Below are 18641 nucleotides of genomic sequence, written 5' to 3'. Positions count from 1 at the left end.
TATGAAGAATATGAAACTATATAAGAAAGCTCTTTTAATTTTATCGCTTGGTCTGACACTGAATTCGTGTCTGGATCTTGATCCGCAGGACCAACTGGCAGATGGCAACTTATGGGGGGCAGCAGATGATTTTAAATATTTTGCAACTAATTTCTATGGTTGGACTCGTGATTTTACATCGGTAATTTCTGATGGTGCACATTCTGACTGGCGTTCGGACTTGATGACTTCCAGTTCTGTAAATATGTACAGCAATGGTAGTAATCCGATTCCTACTTCAGACGGTAACTATACCAGCAATTATGCCCATATCCGCCGTTGCAATTTGTTGCTGCAAAAAGCGGCGTCTTTTTCCGGTAACGGTGATATTAGTCGCTATGTAGCAGAAGCGAAGTTCTTCCGTGCTTATTCTTATTTTGATTTGGTGCAATTGTTTGGCAATGTGATTATCACTAAAGAACCGTTGGATATTACTTCACCCGAGTTACGCATGAGCCGCAATGACCGTAGCGAAGTGATTGACTTCGTGATTCAGGATTTGAAGGATGCGGCTGAAGTATTGCCGGAAACAATTACGACAGACGATGAAGGGCGTATCTCAAAATGGGGAGCTTATGCATTCCTTTCACGTGTCGCTTTATATGAAGGCACATGGCAACAAAACCGCAATAATGAAGAACGTGGCAAAGCATTGTTGAGTATTGCAGCGGATGCGGCGAAAAAAGTTATCGACAGTAAGCAATTCGAGCTATTCAAACCGGCAGCTTTGGGAGAGATGGCTTATAAATACCTGTTCATTTTAGAGAATGTACAGTCTAATCCTGCGAATCTGACTAAGAGTGCCAATAAAGAATATATATTCTATCGTCGTCATGATGAAACGATTGCTCCGATCGGGACTAATATCACACATGGTTGTGTAGCGAACGTGCAATATATTAACCGTAAATTTGTGAATATGTATCTTTGTAGCAATGGGCTACCTATTGACCATGCCAAGAGTGCTGACCTCTTTAAAGGTTATGGAGGTCTGACTACGGAATTTGAAAATCGTGATAATCGCATGAAGAACTGTCTTCTGGCTCATGGCACTAAATATTGGGATAACGACAAACCGCGTATTGACTGGAAAGGTATGGATGGGGAAGATGCGACCAATGCCATTACATGTAATGTATTCCAAGGTTCCGGTTATCAAAACCAAAAATGGGGTACGGAACGTAAGGTGGCTGATACATTTGAAGGTTACGACTTTCCGATTATTCGTTATGCAGAAGTTTTATTGAATTATGCAGAAGCTATGTATGAGTTGGGAACCACTGGCAAAGCTTTGGATGATGCTTTGAATATCTCGTTGAATTTGGTTCGTCTCCGTGTAAATCCGGATATGCCTAAACTGACTACGTCTTTTGCTTCAGAAAACAGTTTGAATATGCGAGAGGAAATCCGTCGTGAACGTACCATCGAATTGTACAATGAAGGTTTCCGAGTTGATGATTTGAAGCGTTGGAATACTGCTATTGTAGAGATGCCTAAACCTATTCTAGGAGTGAAATGGACAGGAACTGATTTTGCGACTTCATGGGCTGGCGCTTCTAATATGGCAAAAGACTCCGATGGCTGTTTGATCTTGGAAAATAGTCGGCGCTGGGGTAGTAAAAATGACCTGTATCCGCTTCCGGTAGATCAGTGTCAGTTGAATCCGAACTTGGGACAGAATCCGGGATGGCAATAATCAAGTCTGAATAACTTAAAGAATAAGAATCATGAAAAGAGATTATATAAAATATTTTGTTGGACTGGCGGCTTGTTCGTTTTTAGGTCTGACTTCATGTGATGATGATAAGGATTTAGGAGGAAAGATGGACGAAATGATTACAGTATCCACCATTACTCTTAACGAAACTCAATATGATGCAGGGAATAAAACAATTTGTCTGCTGAAGAACAAAGAACTGCAACTCTCTTGGAGTATTGCACCTGAAAATGCAACCGATGCTAATGTGCAATGGACTTCGTCGGATGAATCTATTGTTGCTGTTACACGGGAAGGTAAGGTCGTGACTAAGGATAAAGCAGGAAAAGCTATTATTACATTAACGCCGGAAATCGGTTTCGGTCCGGAAGCTACGATCGTCACTAGAACAGTTGAAGTTATGGACGAATATACCTATATGTCAGCCATCAATATAACGAATGTTCCGGCAGAAGAGATTGCGGCAGGCGATGAATATCAATTAACTGTTTCTTCAGAACCGGCAACTACTACGTTCAAGCGTTATAAATGGACAAGTAGTAACCCGGAAGTAGCTACGGTGGATGAAAAGACAGGTTTGGTGACCGGAATCAGCAAAGGGGATGCGACTATTATAGTGACGGCTGATGATTTCAGTTCGAATCCGGTGTCTGCAAGTTGCGAGATAGGGGTTAAGATAGTAACTCCAATTACCGGAATGACGTTTACTGAAGATAAAGAACTCAATCAATTAGGATACGGACAGGAATACCAGATCAAATATACATTGGATCCTGTAGATGCTACTGCATCTTTACTGACTTGGACAAGTGATAATCCGGAGGTGATTAGTGTGGATAAGACTGGTAAATTGAGTATTAAAACAATGACCAATGGCTCTGCGACGATTACGGCTTCTTATGGACCTGTGGTACAGTCAAAGACGGTGACTGTTGCTGAAGGGCGTTTCTGCTATTCATTTGATAATAGTGTAGGGCCTTGGACTTTGGAGAATGGTGCTACTGCCACTTCGGACGGTGAAAAGACGGTGGTACAAATGGGATTCGATAAGGGTAAGTATCGTGGGGATTTAGTTCTGGTAAAGAATAATAGTGGGAAGACAGTAATAATAACTCCGGCTACATATAGGTATGTTGCTCTGAAAATAAAACCGCTATCTGTTCTTCAATCGGGCAATAATAGCGCAGGGTGTGTTAAATTTGAGATATATGACAATCCTTTAACTATTGGTTATAACTATCTTGGCGGTAAGGGTAGTGCTAATAATTCATTTTCGATATTGAATAGGACACAAGTATCTACAACAGAGCCGAATATTCTTTATTTTGATTTGATGTCAAATTTTGATAATAAGAATCCGGAAGTCAGAACTAAGTTTGATTTGGTGCAATTAAAATTTGTAATAGCTGACTATTTAGCTCCTGCTGTATCCTATGATTTATATTGGGTACGTACGTTTAAAACTTTGGAAGATTTGCAAGCTTTTGTAGATAGTGAAAACAATACTAACGAATAACTACCATGAATAAGATGAAATTATATACAATAATAGGAGCAGGGCTTTTTGCCCTGACTTCTACCACGCTTTTAGCATGTAGCGAAATAGAAGACGGCTCTAATGATATGAGTAGTTGGCCGGAAGTGAAGGATTATGTTACGACTTTGGAACATCCTTGTATGCTTCATACAGAAACGGATTTTGAGTTTGTAAAAGGAAAAGTGCAAGCCGGTGCGCAACCTTGGAAAAATGCGTTCGATCATTTAAGTCGTGGTGAGAATAGCTTGTCACAATCAAATTATAAGGCTTCTCCGGTGAAATTATTGGCGCGTCTCGATCAAAATAATTGGGCAGGCAAATATCCCAATGACTGGAATAACTATACGAAGTTGATGAAGGACGCTGCCGCAGCCTATCAATTGGCTCTTCGATGGAAATTGTCGGAGACTGACGGTGCACAGTATGCAGATGCTGCTGTCGCTATTTTGAATGACTGGGCTAAAACATGTACAGGATTTATCGTGAATGATAAAGGTGAATTTATAGATCCGAACGAGTTCTTGATTTTTATTCAGGTACATCAAATAGCAAATGCAGCGGAGATTATGCGTTCTTATTCAGGATGGCAGGAAGCTGATTTCATTAAGTTTAAAGCATGGATTGCAGATGTCTTTTATCCTCATATTACAAAATTCCTGTCTACGCACAATGGAAACGAATGTGCGCTCCATTATTGGCTGAACTGGGATTTATCTGCAATGACAGCATTGCTTTCTATCGGTATTTTGGCGGATGATAACTTTAAAATCAATGAAGCTATCCAATATTTCAAATTTGGTATTGGTTCGGGAAATATAGGAAATGGCGTTCCTTTCATACATTTAGATCCGGATAGTAATGAAATGCTGGGACAATGTCAGGAATCAGGTCGTGACCAGGGACATGCTACCTTGTGTGTCAGTCTGCTGGGTGCTTTCTGTCAGATGGCAAAGAATGTAGGTGAAGACCTTTTCATCTTTGATGACGGACGTGCATTGGCTATGTGTGAATATGTAGCTAAATACAATATCGGTGGTGCTGAAACCGGTAGTTCAAGTGCCAGTTGGAAGATGACGAGTTTTAAATATACAGATAATGATCTGCCTTATACTACTTATACAAATTGTAGTGGAAGCTGGGATACCATTTCTGCACAGGAAAGAAGAGAGGGAAAGGATTCACGTGGTGAAGTGCGTCCTGCGTGGGAGCTGGTGAATCGTTTGGCGCAGGATTATGGTAAATCAAGCATCTATGCTAAGATGTGGGTTGATAAAATGCGTGAAAATGCATCACGCGGAAATTCCGATGGTGGAGCAGGTGACTATGGACCTAATAGCGGCGGTTATGACCAATTAGGTTTCGGAACCCTGATGTTTGCAAAAGAGTAAAGAAAAAGCTGTTGGTAATATAGCATGATTGTTTTACAATAATCTTGCATAAATAGAAAAAAGTTGGAAAGGGATTAGGTATTTACCTAATCCCTTTCGTATATATAAGTAAATAGGTCAGTAAATAGATTGTTTTGAAATCAGAGATGATAGGATTCAGTTTTAAAAGTGCTTGGTTTTTATATAAGGTAGAAAGAACCTGTTTTTAGGAGTAACGAATCTAGTTTTGAATGAAATTGATTAGTAAGGTATATGCGTAAAAAGATTCTGTTTTTAGCAGGAATGATGGCTTGCGGTTCATTGGCAGGCGCACAAGAAATTTCTAAGACCTGGGTGGCTGATAAGGGGAATGGCACTTATCAGAACCCGGTTCTCCATGCTGACTATTCGGATCCGGATGTCTGTGCGGCCGGAGATGATTTCTATATGACAGCATCCAGTTTTAACTGTATTCCCGGAATTCCTATTCTTCATTCCAATGATTTGGTCAATTGGTCACTGGTAAACTATGCATTACCGGTTCAGGAGCCGGAACCTTTCTTCGATAAGGCACAGCATGGCAAAGGCGTATGGGCACCGGCCATTCGTTTTCATAACGGAGAATTTTATATTTACTGGGGGGATCCGGATTATGGAATCTATATGATTAAAACCAAAGACCCGAAAGGAAAATGGAGCAAACCGGTATTGGTGAAAGCAGGGAAAGGAATGATTGATGCAACTCCTTTGTGGGACGAAGACGGAAAAGTATATTTGATACATGCTTATGCCGGAAGTCGTAGTGGGGTGAACAGTATCCTCGTCATTTGCGAACTGAATGCGGAAGGAACAGAAGTTATTTCCGATCCGGTGATGGTGTTCGACGGAAATGATGGAAAGAATCATACCGTAGAAGGACCGAAGCTCTATAAACGCAACGGATACTATTATATTTTTGCTCCGGCAGGAGGGGTAGCAACCGGTTGGCAATTGGTACTTCGCTCAAAGAACATCTATGGCCCTTACGAATCGAAAATCGTGATGGTACAAGGAAAGACAACGATAAACGGACCTCATCAGGGTGGTTGGGTAGACACCAACACAGGAGAATCATGGTTCGTCCATTTTCAAGATAAGGGCGCTTACGGACGTGTGATTCATCTGAATCCGATGATGTGGGTAAATGACTGGCCTGTAATCGGAGTGGACAAGGATAAAGACGGTTGCGGTGAACCTGTAACGACCTATAAGAAACCGAATGTGGGAAAGACCTATCCGATTGCTACTCCGCCGGAGAGTGACGAATTCAATACCCGGCATTTGGGATTACAATGGCAATGGCATGCCAATAAAAAAGACACTTACGGGTTTACTACCGATTTGGGATTTATCCGTCTTTATGCAGGCAGCCTTTCGAAAGAGTTTGTGAACTTCTGGGAAGTTCCGAATCTGTTGATGCAAAAGTTCCCGGCTGAAGAGTTTACAGCTACGACCAAGCTGACATTTACTGCCAAGCAGGATGGAGAACAAACCGGAATCATTGTGATGGGATGGGATTATAGTTATCTTTCTATTCGCAAGGCGGGAGATCAGTTTATTCTGCAACAGGCAGTTTGTAAGGATGCGGAACAGCAAAATCCCGAACAGATAAAAGAATTGGCAAACATTCCGGTAAAATATCTAAAGATGCCGGGAGTAGCAGATAATGAATGGCAAACAGTTTATTTACAGGTAAAGGTTCGGAAAGGAGCCGTTTGTACATTTGCTTATAGTCTGGACGGGAAGAAATATACGACAGTGGGAGAGACTTTCATAGCCCGTCAAGGCAAATGGATTGGAGCCAAAGTCGGACTATTCTGTGTGACTCCGAATGAAGGCAATCGGGGATGGGCAGATGTCGATTGGTTTCGGATGAATAAGTAATTGACCAATCAATAATTGACAAAGAGAAATAAAGATTAAGAATTAACTCGAAGATATCAGATTAAGATGAAAAAGATTGTAGTAGGTTTGGCTGTAATGTTAGGTTTCTGTACGTGTGCTCATCAGCCGTCCGGTACATTGGATGTGAATAAGGCATTGGACTATTGTGCAGAGCAGACACAACGTACGCTTGCGGAACTGAAAACAGACTCCGGCATCGACTATACAATGATGCCACGTAATATCATGACTGACGAACATCATTGGAATTGTCGGAAAGCGACGAAGGAAGAATGGTGTGCCGGTTTCTGGCCCGGAGTATTGTGGTATGATTACGAATATACGAAAGATAAACAGATTCAGGAAGAAGCGGAGAAGTTCACGAACTCTCTGGAGTTCCTTTCCAAGTCTCCGGCTTTCGACCATGATTTGGGCTTCCTCGTGTTCTGTAGCTACGGAAATGGTTATCGTCTGACCAAGAATCCGGCTTACAAACAAGTGATTCTTGATACAGCCGATACGTTGGCTACTCTGTTCAATCCCATTGTAGGAACTATCCTTTCATGGCCTCGTGAAGTGGAACCCCGCAACTGGCCGCACAATACCATCATGGATAACATGATTAACCTCGAAATGCTTTTCTGGGCAGCGAAGAATGGTGGAAATCCTTATTTATATGATATTGCCGTTTCTCATGCTGATAAAACGATGAAATGCCAGTTCCGTCCCGACTATACATCTTACCATGTAGCGGTATACGACACCATTACAGGTAATCTGATAAAAGGAGTAACCCACCAAGGTTATGCTGACAGCACCATGTGGGCGCGTGGTCAGGCATGGGCAATCTATGGATACACGGTAGTTTATCGTGAAACGAAAGATCCTAAGTATCTTGATTTCGCGCAGAAAGTGACAGATGTCTATCTCGAACGTCTGCCGGAAGACAAGGTTCCTTATTGGGACTTCAGTGCCCCGGGAATACCGGATGCTCCGCGTGACGCTTCTGCTGCGGCAGTGGTGGCCTCTGCTTTGCTTGAACTATCCACTTACCTCCCGAATGGAACCGGAAAACGTTATAAAGATGCAGCTATTGAAATGCTGGCAAGCCTGAACTCTGACAGTTATCAGAGTGGCAAAAGCAAACCGTCATTCCTGTTGCATAGTGTAGGACACTGGCCCGCTCATTCTGAAATAGATGCTTCTATTATTTATGCAGATTATTATTATATCGAAGCCTTGTTGAGGCTGAAACGTCTGCAAGAAGGACACGGGGTATTGGGATAACAGTATTACCGGGCTTATGAATACGGTAATATCAAAGTATCGGTAGAACTAATAAAGTGAATAGTCCGATTAGAATAGGTGATAGTGTAAAAAAGGAAAAGCTCTGCAAGAACGAAGGTTCTATACAGAGCTTTTTTTACTGGTTAGGGTTAGGCTTATTTATTATTTTACCTTGATGATGTCATAATTCAAATTGCTGACAGCTTCTTGCAAGCTATCGTTCACCAAACGAAGAGTGGTGTCGTTAACAACCACGAAATACATCGGAGCTTCACCATCCTTCGGAGTTAACTTAACAGCAGTAACAGGTTTTTTGTTCACAACCTTGTGTACTGTTTGTTGTTTTCCTTTTGAAGTGAAAGTCTTGTTTTGTCCTTGACCTTCAGCATCGAGGTAAGTCATATCCAGTGTATACGCAGTATCCACACCGTCGGTTGCAGCGTTCAGGGTCAGTACATAGTCAATACCCGGACCGTCGGCAGCAGGAAGAGTACCTTCATAAACTTCAGTCAATTCGGTAATCGGAGTCATCGCAAGAGCTAGACTGTCTGCTTGTGCCTCTGCGGCTTTGTTTGCTTTTGATTGGCAAGATGCCAAAGCAGCTACGACTGCTGCTAACATAATTACTTTTTTCATCGTTAAGTGCTTTAAGTTAATATAAATATAGTGAGCTATTGCTCGTTTTTTGCTATCCTATTCCTGTTCATCGTCCCGTTTGATGACAAGCAGTTTGTCTACTCGTCCGCGGTCCATATCCACCACTTCGAATTGCAGATTCTTGTAGGTGAAGATGTCTCCTGCTTTCGGGATGCGGCCAATCAGGAACATGGCCAATCCACCCAAAGTGGTGAAGTCTTCCGATTCCAGATCTTCATAGGATAGGATACCCATTTCCTCCATGAAGTCGTCGATATTCATTGAAGCTTCCACCAGCATTGAACCATCCTGCCTTGTGACGATTTCTTCTTCTTCCATTTCATCCTCTTCAAGGATGTCTCCAAAGATACTTTCGGTCAGGTCGTGCAGTGTGATAATGCCTTCTGTGCTGCCATACTCGTTAACAACAACTCCGAACTTGTTTTTGTTCTTCTTAAATAGCTCTAAAACTTTATTTGCATACAAACTTTCCGGAATAAAGAGGGGAGGACGGGCAATTTCGCGCAGGTTAAACACCTTTTTGTTGCCTACCATCAGGATAATATCCTTTACGGAAACCACACCGATAATCTCATCTTTCCGTTCGTCTACCAATAGATATTTACTGTAATGTTCTTCTTCGATAATCTTCATCACTTTTTCCTGTGTATCATCGGGATGAAGGATAATAAGATCTCTGCGATGTGTCATCAGTTCGTTGGCGCGTTTATCAGAGAAGCGGAATACGTCACGTATCATTTCCGTTTCCTCTTTGTCAATCACACCCTGCTCCGAACTTTGGTGCAGGATCATTTTGATTTCCTCCTGTGTCATGGGGCGTTCTTCGCTTTTCAGACCGATAAGTTTGTTCAGTAACCGGGTAGAGACGCTTAGCAACCACACAAAAGGATAAGAAACCTTCGTCAGCAAAATCATGACCGGGCTGAACAAAGTGGCGTACCGTTCCGGATTACTAAGAGCAATGGATTTAGGAACCAGCTCTCCGATAATCAGAGAAAGATAGGTGATGATTGCTACGGTAGTAATCATTGCCAGGTTGCGTGCGTATGCTTCTGCGCCCGGAATGAGAGAAAAGAAAGGTACGAGGTCGTCGGCAATAGCCACACCACCATACGCACCGGATACGATACCGATCAGCGTGATACCAATCTGAATGGTAGACAAGAACTTTTCCGGTTCTTCCAATTGTTTTAAAACTCCTCGGGCTGATTTGTTACCTTTTGCGACAAGTGTTTCAAGACGTGCTTTGCTGGATGATACCAACGCAATTTCATACATGGCAAAAATGCCATTCAGTACAAGTAAGAAAACGATAATAAGAAATTCCATAAATGGATTAAAATGGTTATTGCTTCGAAATTATATAAAAAAAGAATACTCTCTTTATATATTAATGATAATTAGGTAAAATTGTTTGCTTCGCTATGTCGGTATTTTACAAAACGGAGGAGAATATGGGATATATTAAAGCATTTGAATATAGGTTGTATTGATAAATATTCAGGCACGGAATTATACAAAATTCCGTGCCTGGTAGTAGTCATACGAAAGTCTTGTTTATTACTTCTTAGCGTAGCTGTCTGCTTTGGCTTTTGTACGTTCAATGCGCTTTTGAGTGTCCGGATGTGAAGAGAACATTCTTTGTGCATAGGATGCTTTAGGAGCATCTTTTGCAAGTTCTGCCAATTTACTCAAGGCATTTGCCATTGCATAAGGGTCGATGCCGTTTTTTACGCAGAATTCAACACCATAATCATCGGCTTCATTTTCTTGCTTTTGTGAGAATTGTGCACCGGCAAGAGCTTCTGCCATGGCTCCCAGTTCGGAGTCTGTCAGTTTGGCTACTTTGTCGTTGGCTGCACCTGCCGCGTTCTTCACAGCTGAACGTAGGTAGGCATTTTTCATAGCGTCTTTGGAATCTGTGTGAACCACATGACCGATTTCATGACCTACCACTGCCATTACTTCTTCGTCCGTCATAACATCCATCAGACCGGCGCAGATACGTACACTACCGTCACCGCAGGCAAAGGCGTTTACGTCTATTACTTCATATACGCCAAAGTTAAGTTTCAGTCCGTCCACTTCTTTGATATGTCCCGTCAGTTTCTCCAACCGTTTGCCATATTCAGTATCAGGTTTTGTCAATGGATTATGAGTGTCCATCCATGCCATATATTCCTTACTCATATTAGCAATGTCCGCATCAGATAATGTAACGGCTGATACTACATCTTTACCTGCTTGTAAAGCTTTTCCTAAATTAATCTTCTTGCCGAATTGTGCAGAAGCTGTCATTCCCATGCCTAATAATACGAAGGCAATCATAGCGATTTCTCTTTTCATACTCTTTTTCTAGTTTAATGTTCTATGCATAAATTAATACTCAAATGTTATTCCTAATGTGGGGAGCAAAGTCCCGCTCGATTGTTGGAGGCGTTTCATTTTATAGTGTTGGCTGTCGGCAGGAGCTTCCGGATTCTCGATGATGCCGGTGCTCATCAGCACATCCTGCTGTTTCAGTTTGCTGGCCGTGATATTCTGCAAATCAAGATAGAATCCCAGCATGCAATGTTTCAGATAAAATGTCTTGTCGATACGGAGGTCTACCTGTGCAAAGGCCGGAAGACGTTCCTTATTATATTTTGAATAGTCGTAATATGCTTTGCCTTGTGCATCCCAGGCGGATACCAAAGATGACTTTTCTTCATCGTATGGGGTATAAGGAGCACCACCGATGCAACTGACTTTCATGCCGACACTCCATTGGTGGGGCAGATTGTAAGTTCCCCGTAAATTGAAAATATATCGGTTGTCCCATGCGGATGCAATGTATTCGCTCTCTTTGTCGTTGCGGTATTCACTTTTAAAGATGGTGAAGGAGGAAGCCAGATTCAGTTTCTTGGCGATCAGCCACTTTACCAGAATCTCCGCGCCATACGAACGTCCTTGAGCGGTAGAAGTCAGCAATTCATTGCCAATCACTCCATAGTCATTTCCTTTGCAGGTAAGAGGAATCCCGTCTACAACGGAGAGCGGAATTTTGTCATAGTCTTTATAGAATCCTTCGACGGAGACTTCGAACGTATCTCCTTTGCGCCAACTAATGCCCAGACTTTCCTGGCTGACTTTCATATAACGCAGATTGTATTTGTTGACATACGTTCCGTTATTATCTTTAAAACCGAGTGCCGTGTAAGGAGGCAACTGATAATAAAGTCCTGCATTTCCGCTAACGAACCAGTGCTCGGCAAGTTGGTAGGAAAGCGATATGCGGGGAGAAAGCTGGTCGGAGAGTGACTTCATGGCCGACGAATAATTGTTGGCATCAGCTCTCAATCCCAAGGAAGCTGTGAAACGTTCGTCCATCGAAGAGTAGCTGATAGTGCCGAAAAGTCCCCAACGCATCATTCCCAAATAGGTATGGTAATCAAACGTTTGTGCCTGATTGGTATATGCCTTTTGAAAGGTGGTATTGGTATATTGACTATAATCCAGATTCACTCCGAGATTGACTTTCCAGTTGCGGAAAGAAGAATTGTTTTCGAAGCGGAACTTCGTTTCCTGTTCGGTAGAACGGAGGCGGAGCATCAGATTCTCCGGAATGCTTTCATCATTCTGCCGGTATTTGGTATTGCGGTTGTTCAGGTAACTGTGACTGACTACCACCGATTGCACATGCGGGCCTGCATAGTGACGATATACAGCACCTAAGGTAAACGTTTCCTGCTTGATTTTTGGCAGGTAACTAAGGATATATTCATTGTCCTCGCTATCTGCTTTCGTGTTCAATCGCATATTGTCGATTCCTCCAAGCCCCAATACCGTCAGTTCGTTCTGTTCGTTGAACCGGGTTTTCAACTTGAATTGCGCATCGGTGAAAGTCGGCAGGAAAGGCAGGTCGAGCATATCAAACAGGAATTGCAGATAAGATTGACGCACGGATACCAGATAGGAGGTTTTCTTTCCAATATGTCCGTTAGAGGTCAGAGAGACTTCGGATGCTCCGAGGGTAGCTTTTAGTGAGTTATGCTCCATATCTCCGTCGCGCAATTTGAAATCAAGCACGGAGCTAAGTGCGTTCCCTCTATCAGTGGGAAAAGCACCTGTATAGAAATTTACTTCACGGATCAGGTCGGCATTGAGAATCCCCACCGGACCGCCGGAGGCTCCTTGTGTGCTGAAGTGATTGATATTAGGTATTTCCACTCCGTCCAGATAGAAACGGTTTTCAGAAGGAGAACCACCGCGTACAATCAAGTCATTGCGGTAGCCGATAGGAGAGAAGGCAACTCCCGGATAAGACTGAACAATACGCGAAATGTCCCGGTTGGCTCCCGGACTCTTTTCTATTTCCTGCAATCCGATGATGCGCAGGCTGACCGGACTTTCCAAGTCGCGCCGGAAAGGAGAAGCGGTGACGGTTACTCCTGCGAGTTCGGTCAGGTTCTCTTCCATTTCTATCGAAATGTTCAGATCTTTGGTAGATAAGATATATTCGGGAGTAGTGACACTCTTGTAGCCGATGGCTGTCGCTTGTAGGCGGTAGATGCCGGGAGGCACTTGTTCGATGGTGAAATGACCTTCCGCATTGGTGACACCACCTTTGTTCAGCCCAAGAACCATTACGTTAATGAATTCTAATGGCTGACGGCTGTTTTTCTCAATCACCGTTCCCTTTATTTGATGTACAGGTTGTGCCTGTAACAGGGAAAACAGGATGTTGGAAAATAGTAGCAGTGTCAATAGTTTTTTCATGTGATTGCCAATTGTCGCTGCGAAAGTACGAAAAAAGTATTAAATAATGATATCTTCCGTGAATAAAAATAGAATCACTTCTGATTTGGTTCGTTTTACCTGCTGATAAAGTTAGTCGGGTTTTGTTTCACATTTCATTTTTATATCTTATTTTTGTGGGACATATTAAAACAGATTCCTTATGAAGACTGTAAAATTGATCACTTGTAATGATGCGATGAAGGCACATATCCTTCAGGGAGCATTGGAGAATGAAGGCATCGAGTCTATTCTGCACAATGAGAATTTCTCTACTTTGTATAAAAGTTGCGTAAGTAGTATAGCAGGGGTGGATATATTGGTGGCAGATGAAGACTACGAGAATGCTGTCCAAGTGTTGAAGGATAACGATAGTTGGCCGGAAGAGTTAACGCTTTGTCCGTACTGCGGTTCATCGGACATCCAGTTGGTTTTGAGAAAAGAAAAGCGTTGGCGTGCTATGGGGGCTGCTATCATTTCTGCATTAATGGTCATTCCCCCGGGAGACAACCACTGGAACTATACCTGTAAACAGTGTCATAAAAACTTTGAAATGCCGGTTGCTAAATTTAATCCTGCTGCAGAGCCAGAGGAATAATTATATCTAACTATTTATAACACACAATGGAAAAGAAAAAAAATCTATTAATTGCTCTTCTTTTAATTTGGGTAGCTCCCTCTTTTGCTGCCAAAGTAGATACCTTGTTAATTAAAAGTCCTTCCATGAATAAGGAAGTGCAAGTGGTCGTTGTTACGCCGGATGTTGCATCAGGAAAGAAATCGGTGGCTTGTCCCACCATTTATTTACTGCACGGTTACGGTGGAAATGCTAAAACATGGATTGGCATTAAACCGAATCTTCCCCAAATTGCGGACGAAAAAGGAATCATATTCGTTTGTCCGGACGGAAAGACCAGTTGGTACTGGGATAGTCCGGTCAATCCGTCTTTCCGCTATGAAACTTTTATTTCGTCGGAACTGGTGAAGTATATCGACGAACATTACAAGACGATTGCCGACCGTAAGGGACGCGCCATCACCGGATTGAGTATGGGTGGACACGGAGCGATGTGGAATGCAATCCGTCATAAAGATACGTTTGGTGCCAGTGGAAGTACAAGCGGAGGGATGGATATTCGCCCGTTCCCGAAAAACTGGGACATGGCTAAACAGTTGGGAGAATATGAATCGAATAAGGAGGTATGGGATAATCATACCGTTATCAATCAGATTGATAAGATAGAGAATGGCGATTTGGCTATCATTGTCGATTGTGGAGAAGATGATTTCTTCCTGAATGTGAACAAGGATTTGCATAACCGCCTGTTGGAAAGAAAGATCGATCATGATTTTATTACCCGCCCGGGAGCGCATAATGGACAGTATTGGAATAATTCCATTGATTATCAGATTCTGTTCTTTGATAAGTTTTTCAAGAAATAAAACCGGGAATACTTGACTTTGGCTTTTCAATGTTGTATCTTTGGTACAGAATCATAAAATAGATTGAGGTTAAACTACGATAGAAGGAGGGAGCGGAAGCTTTCTCCTTTTTTGTTGTATCCTTGGGAGTCGTGAGCTTTATCCCGGTTTATAAAAGGGATGAAACTAGAGATTAACGTGTTTTATACCGTAGCTTTATAAAAATTAGACGGTGCGTTACGACTCATTAAACGCTGCATTAGGAGAAGTTAGAGCCTTTGTTAGGTAAAATCAGAGCCTTTGTTTCGGAATAAACAAAGTTGAGGCATGAAAAGTATCTTTATAGGTTAAGAATCTATAATTCTGCTCTTGACAGAAATAGAGTGATTATACTACTTTAAAAGAGAATTCGATGTTCGGAATGAAAGATTATTCGAAAGAAATCGAAATGTTGCGTGTGTATGGATAATAGCTGGCCTGTCCTCCGGCATAGGTCGTCTGACAAATCATCCTGGATGGATTTCCTTTTTTATCAAACCCATACGAATAGACTGTCTTTTCGTCGTTACTTCCTGCAGGACAACTGTGCATGGTGAAATGGCGCGGATCCTTACCCAATAACCCTGCGTAAAGAGCTTCAATATGGAATGTCAGAGGGTGTATTTCCAATAAACCGAGGCAGGGCAAATGATATGTCGAACTTTCTTCTCCCGGTTCATAAATGAACTTGTTTTCAAGGCCGTTCATCTTGGAACTGATAGAGGTTATATCTCCGTTCTCGTATGTAAGTGATGTTGATGAATATTCTGTATCGTCAATATTCTCGACAATTCCGGTTAAGTATCCTTCTGCAGAGTAAGAAAATAGATAAATACGATTTTGTGAAGACAAACTGTATACACATTGACTGGCATAGCCTTCGCTATTTAATGTATATATTAAAGTGAGATAGTCAGTGGTAACTGTTACCTGATTATCAGAGTAGCTCAAGTTTACTTCGTTACTGATTTCTTCTTCGAAATACCGTTGTTTTATAATATGTTGGATCAGGCGTTCATCATCGAACATAAACTTCTCTGTTCTATCTACAGGATTTGAATCGCTTTTGATGGTTTCATTGAAAATCATAGCCCATTGCCCTTTATTCTCTTCTGTGCCCTTTTCATCATCATCCGAACAACTGAATGTCAGTATTGCCAGCAATAAAATAGCTACTATTTTCATCCTTTCTTATTTTAATCGTAATCCGTTACTACTAAAACGCCTACTTGCCGGACTTATAACGCTTTTCTCTATCTTGAATTGCGCTTTTGTGGTCTCTTCGGTTTCCTCGTCCTTTGGTGGATAAGTTTTGTTCAATACCCCGAGAGCTACACTCAACAAAGTCTCTTTTTCATCACCGAAAGGTAGGAAAGTTAAGTAATCGGTTGAAGCATTGACTGCGTATGTCGGTTTGAATCCACCATAAGTGTCATGTTCTGAATTATAGATAGTGCATACAGCCGGATTGATAGACCACAAAAATTCTTCATTGATAAATTGTTCCGTAGCTACATTTTGTCCTTTGGTTGAACTGCCGATAGCTATTAACTGTTGGATTTTTCCGTTCAGGCTATGCATCAACATTTCCGGAGCTCCTGCCGTTTCTCCACTAATCAAAACGATAAGAGTCGTTAAATCCAGGTTCTTGCCACCGGAGGTGCCTAATAAATCAGAATTAAAGATCAGAGTTGCATCTTTTGCCGTATTCTTATCATTATATTCCAAGAATGCCATTGTTTGGTCAAGGTAAAAAGAAGACACAAGAATAGTGCTTAATAGTTGCGTACAATCAATGCTTCCTCCTTTGTTATATCGTAGGTCGAGTATCACTTGATGGATATTCTTTTGGGCAAGCTCATCCGACCATTCACGTAATTCGGTGTTGTATTTTTCCGGATTGTCTTTAGTACCTGCTGTAAAGCTGTTGTACATTAGGTAACCGACTTCACTTCCATCAGTCAACGTTAATATTTTCTTGCAGTGAATAGGGTTGTCTACCAATGATACAGCTGCTCCCATTTCTACAGGGTCGCCTACCGGTACAACTCGGTAAATATCTTCTTCCTCCTCGCCTTCTACTGGCGGCTCTGTAGGTGGTACTTTTTGATATTTTCCCAAAGTTATTTCCAAAGGTCCTGTGCCTTGCAGTAGTTGAGCCTCATATTTTTTGCTGATATACGATGTATCTACTTTTACAATCCAGTCGCCTCGCTTTAGTACGGCAGCAGCTGGCGAACCAGGAATTACATAAGTAATCAATGCGTTGTAGGCAGTATCGATGTCCGGGTTGCGAACCAGTGAATAGTCGAATCCATAAGTAGGCAGCGGAGTCTCCATCACAGAATCTACAAACGAGTAGCTGTCTTTTTTTGATTTCACTTTAGATAAGAACGAGGCAGGTTCCAGAAACAGATTCACATCATCGTAGGAAGGTAGATCTTGATACCACAGATAGTTCTGTTGCATGATGTCGTACATCCATGTATCCAGTGCAGTTTGATGGGCATACTCCGGCCAGCGGTCGACACCACAGGAGAAGAAACCACTGATAGATACGAGGATCAGGGCAGGTATGAGGATTATCTTTCTTAATTTCGTCATCATAAAAAGCTTTTTACTGTGCAAATGTAGGAAATACTTTGCTTATCTACCACATTTATGGTATAAAAATGCCTTCAATGTGTGATTGGGTGTTAGAGAATCTTGCCTTATCTTTGTGACATCAAAGTTTTCGATAGGTATTAGCTAAAATATAGAAAGTTATTAATAGACGGATTTTTATTCATGGAGATAGCTGCATTATTATCAGGAGGTGTCGACAGTTCGGTTGTCGTACATCTCCTTTGTGAGCAAGGATATAAGCCTACTCTTTTTTACATTAAGATAGGTATGGACGGAGCGGAATATATGGACTGTTCGGCAGAGGAGGATATTGAATTATCTACTGCAACGGCACGTAAATACGGTCTGTCTTTGGAAGTGGTGGACCTGCATCAGGAGTATTGGGAGAATGTGGCGGCGTATGCCATTGATAAAATTCGGCAGGGATTGACACCGAATCCGGACGTGATGTGTAATAAGCTTATCAAATTCGGCTGCTTTGAACAGCGTGTCGGGAAAGATTTCGACTTTACGGCAACCGGTCACTATGCCACCACCTTACAACGTGATGGTAGAACTTGGCTGGGCACAGCAAAAGATCCCGTGAAAGATCAGACAGACTTTCTCGCCCAGATTGATTACCTGCAAGTTTCTAAGCTCATGTTTCCCATTGGAGGGTTGATGAAGCAGGAGGTACGTGAGATTGCAAACCGTGCCGGATTGCCTAGTGCCAAAAGGAAAGACAGTCAGGGGATTTGTTTTCTCGGAAAGATAAACTACAATGATTTCGTTCGTCGTTTTTTAGGAGAAAAGGAAGGGGCGATTGTTGAACTGGAAACCGGAAAGAAAGTGGGTACACATCGCGGCTATTGGTTCCACACAATTGGTCAGCGGAAAGGGCTCGGATTGAGTGGTGGTCCCTGGTTTGTAGTCAAGAAGGATATTGAGGAAAATACTATCTACGTATCTCGTGGCTACGGTGTAGAGACACAATACGGTAATGAATTCAGGATGCATGATTTCCATTTTATTACTGATAATCCTTGGAAAGGTCAGGAGAAGGAGCTAGACATTACTTTCAAGATTCGCCACACTCCCGAATTTACAAAAGGAAAACTGATACAGGAAGGGGAGAAGCAGTTTCACATTTTGTCGTTCGAAAAGTTGCAAGGCATTGCTCCGGGACAGTTTGGGGTGATTTATGATGAAGAAGCAAAAGTTTGTGTGGGGAGTGGTGAAATCATCTGTTAAATAGTTTATTTTGATTGGTGAA

At 42.1% G+C, this 18641-nt stretch carries 14 protein-coding genes; 8 read left to right on the top strand and 6 right to left on the bottom strand.

Annotated elements, in window-relative coordinates:
* The first annotated feature begins 1 nt into the window (after window position 1).
* The 5 genes from DW173_RS01150 (at window position 2) to DW173_RS01130 (ending at window position 7870) form a co-directional block, all read left to right on the top strand.
* Window positions 2-1735, top strand: a complete 1734-nt coding sequence (locus tag DW173_RS01150) for a RagB/SusD family nutrient uptake outer membrane protein (protein ID WP_120143451.1) — start codon at window positions 2-4, stop codon at window positions 1733-1735.
* A 31-nt stretch (window positions 1736-1766) separates the two neighbouring features.
* Entirely contained in the window at window positions 1767-3272 is a 1506-nt protein-coding gene (locus tag DW173_RS01145) for an Ig-like domain-containing protein (protein ID WP_087321382.1), read from the top strand.
* A 5-nt stretch (window positions 3273-3277) separates the two neighbouring features.
* Window positions 3278-4681, top strand: a complete 1404-nt coding sequence (locus tag DW173_RS01140) for an alginate lyase family protein (protein WP_120143450.1) — start codon at window positions 3278-3280, stop codon at window positions 4679-4681.
* A gap of 252 nt (window positions 4682-4933) precedes the next feature.
* Window positions 4934-6583 (top strand): glycoside hydrolase 43 family protein, encoded by a 1650-nt coding sequence (locus DW173_RS01135; RefSeq protein ID WP_120143448.1) that lies wholly within the window; start codon window positions 4934-4936, stop codon window positions 6581-6583.
* Window positions 6584-6649: 66 nt separating this feature from the next.
* Window positions 6650-7870, top strand: coding sequence for a glycoside hydrolase family 88 protein (locus DW173_RS01130; RefSeq protein ID WP_120143446.1), 1221 nt, complete (start codon window positions 6650-6652; stop codon window positions 7868-7870).
* 162 nt (window positions 7871-8032) lie between these two features.
* On the opposite strand, the gene DW173_RS01125 is transcribed toward DW173_RS01130, so the two are convergent.
* The 4 genes from DW173_RS01125 to DW173_RS01110 form a co-directional block, all read right to left on the bottom strand.
* Window positions 8033-8506 carry a copper resistance protein NlpE N-terminal domain-containing protein gene (locus tag DW173_RS01125; RefSeq protein WP_032853868.1) on the bottom strand — a complete coding sequence of 158 codons (474 nt, stop codon included), beginning with the start codon at window positions 8504-8506 and terminating at the stop codon, window positions 8033-8035.
* Between the two features lie 57 nt (window positions 8507-8563).
* Window positions 8564-9856: a hemolysin family protein gene (locus tag DW173_RS01120; RefSeq protein WP_049703120.1), complete on the bottom strand. Its 1293-nt coding sequence runs from the start codon at window positions 9854-9856 to the stop codon at window positions 8564-8566.
* Between the two features lie 231 nt (window positions 9857-10087).
* Window positions 10088-10873, bottom strand: coding sequence for a M48 family metallopeptidase (locus tag DW173_RS01115; protein ID WP_004296962.1), 786 nt, complete (start codon window positions 10871-10873; stop codon window positions 10088-10090).
* 33 nt (window positions 10874-10906) lie between these two features.
* Window positions 10907-13285, bottom strand: a complete 2379-nt coding sequence (locus tag DW173_RS01110; RefSeq protein WP_120143445.1) for a TonB-dependent receptor — start codon at window positions 13283-13285, stop codon at window positions 10907-10909.
* Between the two features lie 181 nt (window positions 13286-13466).
* On the opposite strand from DW173_RS01110, the gene DW173_RS01105 reads away from it, so the two are divergent.
* Window positions 13467-13901 carry a DUF2007 domain-containing protein gene (locus DW173_RS01105; RefSeq protein WP_004316013.1) on the top strand — a complete coding sequence of 145 codons (435 nt, stop codon included), beginning with the start codon at window positions 13467-13469 and terminating at the stop codon, window positions 13899-13901.
* Window positions 13902-13927: 26 nt separating this feature from the next.
* Complete coding sequence (locus DW173_RS01100) at window positions 13928-14746, top strand: alpha/beta hydrolase (protein WP_120143443.1); 819 nt, start codon at window positions 13928-13930, stop codon at window positions 14744-14746.
* A gap of 408 nt (window positions 14747-15154) precedes the next feature.
* Here DW173_RS01100 and DW173_RS01095 read toward each other — a convergent pair whose 3' ends face one another.
* Window positions 15155-15949 carry a DUF4595 domain-containing protein gene (locus tag DW173_RS01095; RefSeq protein ID WP_120143441.1) on the bottom strand — a complete coding sequence of 265 codons (795 nt, stop codon included), beginning with the start codon at window positions 15947-15949 and terminating at the stop codon, window positions 15155-15157.
* 6 nt (window positions 15950-15955) lie between these two features.
* Window positions 15956-17371 carry a S41 family peptidase gene (locus tag DW173_RS01090; protein ID WP_120143439.1) on the bottom strand — a complete coding sequence of 472 codons (1416 nt, stop codon included), beginning with the start codon at window positions 17369-17371 and terminating at the stop codon, window positions 15956-15958.
* A 180-nt stretch (window positions 17372-17551) separates the two neighbouring features.
* Here DW173_RS01090 and mnmA point away from each other — a divergent pair, with 180 nt between their 5' ends.
* Window positions 17552-18619 carry a tRNA 2-thiouridine(34) synthase MnmA gene (gene mnmA / locus DW173_RS01085; protein ID WP_120143438.1) on the top strand — a complete coding sequence of 356 codons (1068 nt, stop codon included), beginning with the start codon at window positions 17552-17554 and terminating at the stop codon, window positions 18617-18619.
* Window positions 18620-18641 lie beyond the last annotated feature (22 nt).

The organism is Bacteroides sp. AM16-13, from assembly GCF_003602705.1.
Classification (GTDB): Bacteria; Bacteroidota; Bacteroidia; order Bacteroidales; family Bacteroidaceae; genus Bacteroides; species Bacteroides xylanisolvens.
The sequence above is the reverse complement of the archived record's forward strand: the minus strand, read 5'-3'. Positions and strand labels throughout refer to the sequence as shown.